The 10,624-nt window shown below is 70.4% G+C and carries 13 protein-coding genes; 1 reads left to right on the plus strand and 12 read right to left on the minus strand.

The features are described 5' to 3' along the window. Positions 1-188: 188 nt before the first annotated feature. The 7 genes from AC13HU_RS21300 to AC13HU_RS21330 all read right to left on the minus strand — a co-directional run bounded on the left by AC13HU_RS21300 (position 189) and on the right by AC13HU_RS21330 (position 4,933). Entirely contained in the window at positions 189-1,343 is a 1,155-nt protein-coding gene (locus tag AC13HU_RS21300; protein WP_483043508.1) for a hypothetical protein, read from the minus strand. Positions 1,344-1,536: 193 nt separating this feature from the next. Beyond that, complete coding sequence (locus AC13HU_RS21305) at positions 1,537-1,905, minus strand: GNAT family N-acetyltransferase (RefSeq protein WP_483043509.1); 369 nt, start codon at positions 1,903-1,905, stop codon at positions 1,537-1,539. Beyond that, positions 1,902-2,627: a hypothetical protein gene (locus AC13HU_RS21310; RefSeq protein ID WP_483043510.1), complete on the minus strand. Its 726-nt coding sequence runs from the start codon at positions 2,625-2,627 to the stop codon at positions 1,902-1,904. Before AC13HU_RS21310 ends, AC13HU_RS21305 begins: the two co-directional genes overlap by 4 nt. A gap of 93 nt (positions 2,628-2,720) precedes the next feature. Then, positions 2,721-3,269, minus strand: a complete 549-nt coding sequence (locus tag AC13HU_RS21315; RefSeq protein WP_483043511.1) for a hypothetical protein — start codon at positions 3,267-3,269, stop codon at positions 2,721-2,723. A 20-nt stretch (positions 3,270-3,289) separates the two neighbouring features. After that, entirely contained in the window at positions 3,290-3,967 is a 678-nt protein-coding gene (locus AC13HU_RS21320) for a hypothetical protein (protein ID WP_483043512.1), read from the minus strand. Positions 3,968-4,034: 67 nt separating this feature from the next. Continuing rightward, positions 4,035-4,598, minus strand: a complete 564-nt coding sequence (locus tag AC13HU_RS21325; RefSeq protein WP_483043513.1) for a hypothetical protein — start codon at positions 4,596-4,598, stop codon at positions 4,035-4,037. 83 nt (positions 4,599-4,681) lie between these two features. Then, positions 4,682-4,933: a hypothetical protein gene (locus AC13HU_RS21330; RefSeq protein ID WP_483043514.1), complete on the minus strand. Its 252-nt coding sequence runs from the start codon at positions 4,931-4,933 to the stop codon at positions 4,682-4,684. 263 nt (positions 4,934-5,196) lie between these two features. On the opposite strand from AC13HU_RS21330, the gene AC13HU_RS21335 reads away from it, so the two are divergent. After that, positions 5,197-6,822 carry an ADP-ribosylglycohydrolase family protein gene (locus AC13HU_RS21335; RefSeq protein ID WP_483043515.1) on the plus strand — a complete coding sequence of 542 codons (1,626 nt, stop codon included), beginning with the start codon at positions 5,197-5,199 and terminating at the stop codon, positions 6,820-6,822. An 82-nt stretch (positions 6,823-6,904) separates the two neighbouring features. Here the strand turns inward: AC13HU_RS21335 and AC13HU_RS21340 are convergent, their stop codons facing one another. The 5 genes from AC13HU_RS21340 to AC13HU_RS21360 all read right to left on the minus strand — a co-directional run. Further along, entirely contained in the window at positions 6,905-7,693 is a 789-nt protein-coding gene (locus tag AC13HU_RS21340; protein WP_483043516.1) for a hypothetical protein, read from the minus strand. 73 nt (positions 7,694-7,766) lie between these two features. Next, positions 7,767-8,888: a hypothetical protein gene (locus tag AC13HU_RS21345; RefSeq protein WP_483043517.1), complete on the minus strand. Its 1,122-nt coding sequence runs from the start codon at positions 8,886-8,888 to the stop codon at positions 7,767-7,769. A gap of 248 nt (positions 8,889-9,136) precedes the next feature. Next, positions 9,137-9,901: a GP88 family protein gene (locus AC13HU_RS21350; RefSeq protein WP_483043518.1), complete on the minus strand. Its 765-nt coding sequence runs from the start codon at positions 9,899-9,901 to the stop codon at positions 9,137-9,139. Next, a complete protein-coding gene (locus AC13HU_RS21355; protein ID WP_483043519.1) occupies positions 9,901-10,317 on the minus strand; it encodes a hypothetical protein in 417 nt (138 codons plus the stop codon). Before AC13HU_RS21355 ends, AC13HU_RS21350 begins: the two co-directional genes overlap by 1 nt. Beyond that, positions 10,307-10,624, minus strand: a 318-nt coding sequence (locus AC13HU_RS21360; protein ID WP_483043520.1) for a hypothetical protein, incomplete at its 5' end; no start/stop codon positions are given. The genes AC13HU_RS21360 and AC13HU_RS21355, both read right to left, overlap by 11 nt.

The following is a 10,624-nucleotide window of genomic DNA, read 5'->3' on the forward strand; positions in this document are numbered from 1 at the left end:
GCGCCACTGCCACAGCAACGAGCACCATCTGCACTGGTCACGCTTCCGACGACGCAGCCAGGCCCGAGCCCGCCGATCCCACTACAAACGCCGAGGCCACATTCTCCAGATGCGGTTGCAGTACTAGTCCTGGGCGAGCTGGTCGCGCAGGTCCTGGGCGCCGGCGCTGCCGGCGCCTCGCGGCCGGTTCAGACCGTCTTGCGCTGGCCGAGTTCGGCAACCTGTCGGCCGAGCTTGGTGCGGTAGGGCCGACGGGTCGGCCGGCTGGTGCCGCTGTCGCCGTCGGTCGTGTGGAACGAACTGGTCTTGTCGTCCCAGAAGTGGACCAGGAGCAGGGCGCCCAGCGAACGCGAGGTCTGCCATACCGCGCTGGGCGCCAGGCGATCGTCCGCACTGGCGGTGGTCAGCGCGTTCAGCTGCGGTCGGCTCAGGATGGCTCGACGGCCGGAGGTGGTGATAGCCGGACGTGTCCCACCTGCGGGCACCTCCGCCCAGCCGGCTTCGAGGATCCGCGACAGTGTGACCGCGGTGACGTCGCCGGGGAGCGAGCTGTCCTGGCGCTGGGAAGCGGCGGTGAGGATCTTCCGGATCGTCGGGGTGAGGGTGGACTTGCCGCTCGGAATCATGATCATCCTTGTTCGGTAGGTCTGCCGCCGGGCCGGTGGCAGTGCTGAGGAGAGCCAGAGCCCCAGGGCGCGCAGAGCCGCGAGCATCCGCACGGCCTCCTCACGCGAGAGCCGGGGGCCGGTCGCTTCGCGGATCGGGCGTACGCGCAGCACGGGCACCTTCAGGTCGACACCGAGGATCGCGCCGCGGTGGCCCGGGTCCGGCGTGAGCCGGTAGTGCTCAGCCGCGATCATCCAGGCGTCGAAGGCGTCGGCCGGGCGGCCCGACCGGACCTGGTGGCTGTCGTCGGAGGCGAGTGCCGGACAACTGCACGCCGGGTCGGTGCACGGTCGCCCGGCGGGGTGCCGCGACAAGGGGGCGCTGCGGTAGGCGGCGGCGGAGCCGTTGAGCATCGGGCACTGCTTCTTGGAGAGGACGAGGCACTCCGGGTGCAGCCCTGGCTCGGGGGCGTATCCGATTCGGGCGTCCATCGGGCGTACGACCAGGCACATGCGCTCTTCAAGCCGCTGGCCGCAGACCTGGCAGAGCTTCATCAGCAACGCCCGGTGCCGTCGGATCGGGTCGATGCTCCCGAAGGCCGCTCGCTCGCCGTGAGCGTAGGAGATCCACGGGACGACCAGGCCGGCGTGCCGGGGGCGCGCGGCGCAGCGTACCGGGATGCCGGGCGCACGCTCGGCGGCGTCTGTGCGGGGAGTCGTTTCGGGGGTGTGCGGCATGGCTCTACCTCGTCGGCGCGGGTGCGGTGCGCCTGGCGGCGCGGGCTTCGGGGTTGTCGTGTGCTATTCCCCGATGTCCGCCGAAGTGCTGGCGGAGCCGCCGCAGTTCCACGGACGGCGGAGAAAGGGAAAGCCGGCGGCGGGTGGAAACAACAATCCGTCGACATGCACAATCTAGCAATGGTAAATAGAGTTACACAATCAAGCTCGGGGCCCAGGCTGCGCCGTCTCGGGTCTGGCGTGCCGAGTGGTGAGGGCTGGTCAGGCCCTCGCGGCGCGCGTAGTCCTTCGCTTCCAGCCACAGGGCCGTGGCCACCCCGCGCCGCCGTACGTCGTGTGCGGTGTGGATGTACTGGACCTCCCCGCCCATCGGGTCCCAGACGATCAACCCGATCTCCCGGGACCCGTAGACCGTGTCCGACACCAGGGCGCAGACGCGGTGTCGACCGTGCTCGTCGGCGCGTACGCGGTGGAACCGCAGGTCCGCCGGCAGACCGCGGTCCGGCCGGGCTTGTGCTGACGGGGGCGGGCTCGCGGCCAACCGGGGGGCATGGCGGGTCACTCCAGCACCTCGATTGCACCATCGGAGGCGAGGCGCACCGCATACCCGCGGTGTTGGAGAAGTGCCTCGCACAGCTCCCGCTCGCCGCCCTGTGCCCAGGGACTCAAGGGGGCGATCGGGTCCGCGGACCACCACGTGACGTTCACTCGGCCGCCCGTCGTCTCCACCGTGACCCCTTCGGGCTCGGGGACGCTCCAGTCGGCCATGCGTACATGCCGCGAGAGCAGGTCTCGTACGGCGGCGGCCCGCTTGCGTGCCGCCTCCTGGGACCTCCGGGCGGTGATCCTGATCCTGTGGGCCCCCTCGGTCTCCACCGGCCGGTAGGTCACCTGTCCCGGTGGGGTAGCCACCGTGACCGCGCCGTCCGTTCCGGCGCTCACTCGGGCCCGGCCGGCAGCCACGGCCACGCGGAGGACCTGTGCTCGGCGCGCGACCTCGACCGCGGGCGGGGCCTGCCCCGCGGCCAGGACGGCGTAGTGGTCCTGGCAGATGACCGCCAGGGCGTGGCGGGCGTCGGCCAACCGCTCGGCCAGCTCGCAGGCACCCGGGCCCGCCCCTGCGGCGTAGTCCTCGACGAGGCGCTGCACGGCGGCCATGCTGTCCGGGCCGGACTGCGCCGAGCGCTCGATCCAGTCGATGGTCTCCCTCAGATACGGTGCGGCGTAGGGGGCTTCGCGCACGAGTTGGACAAGAAGTTCGGGCTCGATGGTGGCAGTGGGCACGGGAATCCTCCCGGGGCTGGTCTTGGTCTAGGGGAACGGGGTCCCTGCTCCGGCATGGCCTTCGACCATGCCGGAGTAAATAGGGTTAAGCAATCAGCGGCGGATGAGATGAGGCGCGTCGACGAGACGGCCCGCGCGGATCTCCTGCACCGCGGTCCACCGTGCGCACAGTGCCATCACCTCGATCGTGCTGTCCGGCAGGGCAAGCCGGACCGCGTCATGGGCGAAGGTCCGCGCGAGGTACATCGTCGTCGGCCGTCCCTTGGCCACCAGCGGCGACGAGGGCCGCGTCGCCCGGTCCTTGCGGAAGCGCGCATTCGGCATGAGCAGGAAGGGACACCCGGCGGCTGCGTGCGTCGCGGCGAACACGGCGCACTCCAGACACATCGGGGGGTCCATCGCCAGATGATGCTCGACCACCTGGTAGCCACCGATTACCGCCCGGATGAAAGGCAGTTGCTCCCCGCACAGCCCACACAGATGCCGGATGATCGCCTCCGCCCTGCGGGGGCCGTCGAGTTCGGTGAAGTCGGGGGAGCCGTCCGGCCGGATCGCGGTGACGAAGCTGATCGGGAAGCCGCGGGCGTCCTTCGGCCGGGTGGCCAGCTGCGGCGGCAGCTGGGCGGCGAAGCGGCGCTCCACGGCGGACTGCTGCTCGCCGTTCACGACGTCGCCCCGGGGCGGCCGGACAGGTAGGCCGTCCAGACGTCGTGTTCCGGGCCGGTGAGCACCGGGACCGGGACGATCGGCGCGTAGCCGAAGCACCCGCCGCACTCGGTGAGGCCGCCGCTCTTGACGACGACATGCCGGGTCAGTGTCGTGCCGCAGACGGCCTGTGCGCTCGGCCCCGACCAGTTCTGCAACGTCACGTGCAGTTCCGTGGCCTCGTCATCTGTTCCCAGCGTGACCGTTACGGCCGCGCGGGCTGCCTGTTCGGCGTGGAAGCGCAGCGCGACAGCGAGCACGTGGTCGGGCTCGTCGCTGTGCCACTCAAGGAAGGTCAGCAGCGCGGTGGCTGCGTCGCGGACCCGCGCTTCATCGCCGTACAGGCGCGGGTAGGGGGCGAAGTCCCCGCGGTCGGCGGTCACCAGCAGCAGGAGCCGTCCTGCGCCGTGACCGCCGGCGGTCGTTGTGTCGAGGTGGTGCGCCAGTGCGGTGAGGGCGTCACGGCATGCGACGAACGCCTCGCTGGAGGACAGCGGGCCGCGAGGCAGCAGCCCCGAGTCCCACAGGGCGCGGACGGCCGCGTCGGCGATCCGCTCGGCCTGGCGCGGAAGCTGGGCGGGGAGGGCGCCCAGCAACCGCCGGGCGGCAGCGCGGTACTCGGACGGGGTGTTCATCTGGATCTCCTTGTCGAGGAGGGGAGCGGGGAAGGCCGGTGGGGAGCATGAGCCCCGCCGATCGGAGCTACAGCCGGGGGGCGTTCTCTTCGAGCCATCGGGACGCGTCCATGCGCTCGGGCCCGTCGGGGAACGCGACGTAGAAGTCGAGAACTCCGGCCAGCCGGGCGAGCGGATCTTGGTAGTCGAACATCGCGTGGTCCCGTCCTGTGGGACTCAGCCCGGTGATCCGGCGCTCGCGCAGCTGGTAGGTGCGTGCGAGAGCGAGGCCGGTACGCGCTCCGGCGGCGGACAGCACGGGGCACGCCCGCAGCGCGTAGGCGGCGCACTGGCCGTGGAGCGGCGGTTCCAGGTAGGCGCGGTCGTTCAGGCCGCCGACGAATACGACCCCCGTGGTCGGCTTGATCGGCGTCGTGCACAGCCCGCAGCGCCGCTGCGCCATCAGCGTCCGCTGGGCCTCGGGGCACTGCTCGCCGAAAGCGGGTGTCCCCCGGCCCGGCTGGCAGGGGCAGATCAGGTGCGGACCGAGCTGGGCGTTCTCGCGGACGGCCATCTGCCCTTCCCGGGTGACGTTCCAGGGGCTGACGCCCGGTACCGGCCGACCGGCGCTGTTGCGGGCGACGCGTGCCACGCGCGGCGGCATGGGGACTGTCCGCCAAGAGGTGTTCGGCGAGGTCAAGGGTGCTCCCAAGAGGAGGGGAAATTGCGGGCAGTTCAGGAATCGGTGCCACCGGCGGCCGGGGGCTGGCCGGGGTGGGCGGCGAGTGCGAGCACGATCGCATCCACCACTTCTTGGGCGGCCTCGGCCCTGGCCTCGGCGCGAGCGACGCTCCGGTCCGTGTCGCCGCAGTCCGGCCGCGGGGCGGGCGTGTAGTAGCCGGCCGTGTCAACAGCCGCCAGAAGGGCAGCGGCGAGCTGGCCGCGGTTGGCCTCGCGCAGCATGCGGCTCAGGTCGGGGACGAGCATGGGGATCTCCGGTGGGTGTTGCGGACCAGGCCGGCGAACGGGGTCGGCGCTGACTGCGTGCCTGTGCGGGGCGGAGCTGTGTCGAGCTGCCCAACTGCTCATCACCATACATACTAAAAAAGAGTTAAGCAACTTCCGGAAGTCTCTTGACGCTGCTCCATCCACTATGACAACTTGTCAAAGCGTCACGGTGGTGGAGCCACCGGACCGCCGATACCCGAGCCGCCGAAGCGCGCGGCCCCGCCTTTCAAGGAGAGTCAGCCATGCATCAGCGCCCCGCGACGGCCAGCACCACCGCCCTTTCCGGTACCACCGTCCCCGACCCCGCGCCGCGACTGGGCGAGCGCGCCATGGACCGCGTCGCGGGCGTTCTGCTCGGTGCCGGTGTCGGTGACGCGTTGGGTGTCCCGTACGAGTTCCAGCCGCCGCTGAACGACCGCGAGCACCCGCAGATGAAGGGCGGCGGTCTGGGCCCGTTCGCCCCGGGCGAGTACAGCGACGACACTCAGATGGCGGTGTGCATCGCGGAGGTCACGGCGACCGGCGCGGATCTGCGCACCACGGAGGCGCTGGACCAGGTCGCCGCCAACTTCCTCCGCTGGTACGGCGGAGGTCCGGCCGACGTCGGCATGCAGACCAGCGCGATCCTCGGAGCAGCGGGACGAGCCGAGGGCGGCCCCTCACAGAGCATGCTGGCGATTTCCCGACGCCATGCGGCCACTCACGCTCGCAGCGCCGGGAACGGCTCGCTGATGCGCACCGCCGTCGTCGCCCTTGCCTACCTCGACGACCCCTCGGCCATGGCCGAGGCCGCTGCCCTGGTCAGCGACCTCACCCACGCCGACCCCGACTGCGCTGCCGCGTGCATCCTGTGGTGCTCCGGTATCCGTACGGCCGTCCTTGACGGGACGTTCGACGGGGTCCGGGCCGGACTCGATCTCTTGACCCCCGAGGACCGGGCGCTGTGGTCGGCGCGGCTGGACGAAGCCGAGGACAACCCGCCGCAGCACTTCGGCCCGCAGTCCGGCTGGGTCGTGGCCGCCTTCCAGGCCGCGTGGTCGGCGATCACCCGGACGCCCGTCCCGCTGGACCGTCCCAGCGACGGCGTCTTCTCCGCCCAGCACTTCCAGCTCGCGCTGGAGGCCGCCGTCCGCACCGGGACGGACACCGACACGGTCGCCGCGATCGCCGGTGCCCTCCTGGGCGCGCGGTGGGGGTGCTCCGCCATCCCCCTCACCTGGCAGAGCAAGGTCCACGGCTGGCCGACGAACACCGCCGCCGACCTGATCCGCCTCGCTGTCCTGACGGTGCACGGCGGACGAGACGACGCTGACGGGTGGCCGTCAGCCGCACGCGTGCGTACTCCACTCGCCTCCGGCCGCGCCTTCTCCGTCGCCCACCCCCTGGACCCGGACGTCGTTCTGGGCAACCTGGCGCTCACCGAGCACACGGGCCCGGCTCCTGTGGACGCCGTCGTCTCGCTGTGCCGGGTGGGCTCCGACCCGATCCTCACGGACACCGACGTCGAGCACATCCGCGTGTGGCTGGTGGACAAGCCGGGCGCGAACAACAACCTCCACTACGTGCTCGACCAGGCCGCCCGCGAGGTACTGCGGCTGCGCGAATCCGGCAAGCGCGTGCTGATCCACTGCGTGGCCGGGCAGAGCCGCACTCCCGCCGTCGCGGCGATCTACAGCACCCTGGCCTTCGACGCGGCCCCGATGCCCGCGCTGCGCAAGATCCACCGCTCTCTTCGCTTCTGGACCCTGAGCAACAACCGGGAACTGCTGGCGGCCGTCTTCGAGCTGGCAGGTGAGCGGCTGCCGGTCAACGCCTTCCGCCCGGCGCGCCGCCCGGCGGGCTGGCGGGCATGGTTCTCCCGCCGGTAGCCCGGTGCACGGGCGAACAGGCGCGGGTCCCGAGAGGAGTTCTCGGGACCCGCGCCCGTTCGTGCTGCGTCTTCCGCCGGGTTCACTTCCGCGTGCGCCGCTTGCGGCCCTCGCGTACCCGGCCCGGCCCCCTGCGCCCGTAGACGTGGCGTTTGATGGTCTCCAGATACCACATCTGCTCGAAGACCTCGGGCCTCTTGCGGTCACCCGGCTTCCGGTCCGGCGGCTCCAGCAGCCCGCGCGCCTTGTAACCGGAGATCGTCGACGGCGACAGGGGCTTGCCCCGGGTGGCGTTGCCCAGGATCATCCCGTACCCGGTGAGGTCGTAGAGGTCCTGCGGGTCACCCTGCGGCGGCGCGACAACCACTTTGGGACCGGTGCCCGTCAACTCCGCCCACACGTGCGCCCGCTTATCCTTCACCCAGGCGTCTACCTGGCTCGCCCTCCACTTCCCTGGCTCCGGGGAATCGGGGAAGCCGGGAGCAGCCCTCCAGGTGTTCACCGCCGACAATGACACCTGGTAACGGCCAGCCAGAGCGGACAGATTGAGCAGCTCATCCCCGCCGTCGTCCCGGCCCTCGCCGACGCCGGCATCGTCCGGTGCCGTGGCCCTGTCCCCCGCCTGCTGTTCGGCCGAAGCCGCCGGAGTGGCAGGCGGTGCTGGCGTGCCGGGCACAGCGCCCCTGGCCGGCCACGCCTGCGGCCGGTTCCCCCTGACCCAGATGTCGACGCGCTCCGCGTCCCACAGACCGTCGTCGCCCTGGGCGGGGAAGTTCAACCGGACCCAGGAGTCGACGGTCTGTGGCAGCTGCTCGTAGGCGGCGCAGATCCCCGCGTGGTCGATGCGGCCCGGGGCGCCGGTACTGGTCACGATCGAGCCCTTCCTGGTCGTGCCGGCACGCCGACAGGTTGACGTCGGCACGGCCGGTTCCGCAGGCGGCCGGTCACTGCTCGCGTCCCAGCTTGCCCGGCCGGCGCCAGAAGCGGCTGGCCGTCGAGCGGTACCACATGGCCTCCTTCACCGGTGGCTTCAGCTTGTCCCCAGGCATCCGGTCCGGCTCGCCCAGAACCCGGTTGAACAGGAACTCCTTCATCTCCGCCCACGAGGTCTCCTTGCCGCGCTGCCGTACCCGGCCGTCGACCCGGCCGATCTGCTGCAAGTTGAGCAGATCATCGTCAGCGCCCTCCGGCAGCTCGAGGTCGAGCAACTGCTGCTCGACCGCCTTCGCCTCCTCCGCAGGGGAGACGGCCCGGCGGGCGAGGATCCCCACTCGGCCGGGCCGGCGCCACAAGCGGGTGACGGTCGACCGCAGCCAGGCCGGCTCCTCCACAGGCGGGTCCTGGCCGTCGCCCGGCATCCGGTCCGGCCTCGGCAGAAGGCCCTCGCTCTGCAGCTTCTTCATCGTCGAAGCCGCGGTGGACTTGCCCCAGCCACGGGCATGGCCGTCGATATGGCGGACCTCATCCAGCGTCAACAGATCGTCGTCCGCGCCTTCCGGCAGTGCGAGGTCCAGCAGGATCTCATCGGCCGACGTCTCGGTCTTCTCGGCGCTCTCGGCGCGCTCAGCCGCGGTCCGCCGCACCCGGCGCCGCGGACGGCCGATGTAGGCGTAGGCCGTCTCGCGAAACCACATCGGCTCGGTGACGGTCGGCCGCTCGTTGTCGCCCTCCTCGCGATCAGGCTTGGAGAGGATGCCCTTAGAGATATAGGTCCGCAGGGTTTCGACCGTAGTGGCCGGCCGGCCGAGCACGCGTCCCTCGAGCTCGCCGATACGCCTCAGGGTCAGCAAGTCCCGCGGGCCGCCGTCGGGCAGGTTCAACGGGTTCTTCTTGCCCTCGCGGGACTGCTGCCAGGCCGCGAAGTGGTTCGCGCGGACGAAGACGTCGACCTCGTCCTCGTCGTAGATCGCGGCATTCCCCGTGCCGGCCCTGGACAACACCCGCGGGAAGCCTTCCTCCTGCGACCAGTTGTACGCGGTGCTGCGCTCGACCTTGTATCGGGCGGCCATCTTGTTGATGGTCGTGCGCTTCTGGGTGCTGCCTGCGGGGATGACGTTCGGTTCCACGGGCCGGCGCTCCTTCGTCGGGTCCGGACCGCCCGTTGCCCTGGCGACCGGTACTACTGTTGCTTCCGCTGGCACCCGCCAACGGAATGTCGTGCGCACCAGGGCCGCAGGGGGCGGCCTGGCGGCAAGGGTAGCGATTAATAAAGAGTTCTGCAATCAGGCCGCAGTCGGAGCGCGCGTCGGCACGAAGCGTGTGAGGGCGGGCCCCGGTGGAGTGGGCCCGCCCTCACGGTGTTGTTTCCCTTTGGTCAGGACGCCAGGTCGAGCGTCGCCGCCTGTGTGCGCTTTTTCTTCTCGGCGAGCCGTTCGTCCAGGGCGCGCTGCAAGCTCCCAAATGTCTCGCTCCCTTGGCGCTTGAGGAGATGCGGAATCCGATTGGCCGGGATTCCGACCTTCTTGGGGCCGAGGACTGCCAGGAGATCGGATTCTGTTTGGTCGTGGTAGTTGGCCGATTCCACCTCCGCCACGCCGGGGAACACGTCGGCGTGGCGCTCTTCTTCCAGGTCAAGGAGGTGATCCTCCTTGCCGCCGAGGCTGTAGCACCACAGGAAGTTGTCGGGCGGGTCGGGCTCGACGAGGCGGCGGAACCGCGAGATGGATTTTGTGTAGCAGTAGAATTTCACATTCGGTGTAGCGCGGATGATCCGGAGCCAGGCGGTCAAATATTCATCGCTCAGGAAATCGCCTGAGTCGTGAAGCCTGATCCATTTCTGCGCGTATCTCTTGTGCTTCAGTTCTTCCGTTATCTGCTGTTCCCATTCGTCCAGTGTGTCGATGACCATGCGGAGGTTGCGCTCATGCGCCTCCAGTACGTTGCGGAAGCGGTAGGTGCCGACGCGGGCGTAGCAGAGGTCCCGGCAGGCGCCGGCCTCGGGGCACGCGTTGTATGTGCGGCCGTCGGAAAAGCGTCCTGCCCAGGCCGGAAGTGTCCAATTGAAGATGCCCTCTTGGCGTAGTTGCCGGTTCTGGGTCAGCAGCCAGCGTCGCTTGGCCGGAGCGGAGATCTCGGACATCAGGACTCCTGGGATTCGTCGGGGGGAAGTGCTGGTGGGCCGCTGGCCCGGTGCCGGCCGGGGCAGCCTTCGTGCGGGTGGAGGCAGGCGTGCACTCCGAGGGCGGTGATGCCTCCCTCGGCGCGCGCCAGGATCGCGAAGCTCTTCGCGAGCGCCACGCCGGAGGAGCCCCGGTGCTCTCCGCCGAACTGCAAGGCGTCGCCGTGACTGGCGATCTGGTCCAGAGCGTCCTTGCGCGCCCGGTCGATCTGCTCGTCGGAGGCGTCCTTCAGCTCCGCGATGAACATCGGGACCATGAAGGTCAGCCAGCTCGTGAGCCTTTCACCGAACCGGGAGCCGGGGCCGCCGCCGGTCTGGCGGGTGTGGTCCGGGACGGCGACCACGCAGCCGAAGGGCCGGTACGGATCACCCGTCATAGCCAGCCCCCTCGGTGGGAGCGTCGGGCACGGGGGTGACGTCGAGGACGTCCAGGACGGTGGGCGTAGTGATCCGGTCCACCGTGTCGTCGGTGCACGCCGCAGCGAGTGCGTCCGGCGGGAGGCTGTCGAGGTGCTGGAGGAGAGTCGGGAGGTTGGCCGGGGTGTGCCGGGGGAGTTGCAGATGGAGCACCAGGTCGTGCACCGCGGTCCGTGTGACCTTGAGGTGAACGGCGAACTGGGCGGTCTCGCAGTGCGGGTGGGCCTGAGCCGGGTGGTCGGATGGCACGGTAATGGGGTCCGTTCG

This window comes from Streptomyces sp. NH27 (assembly GCF_056859195.1).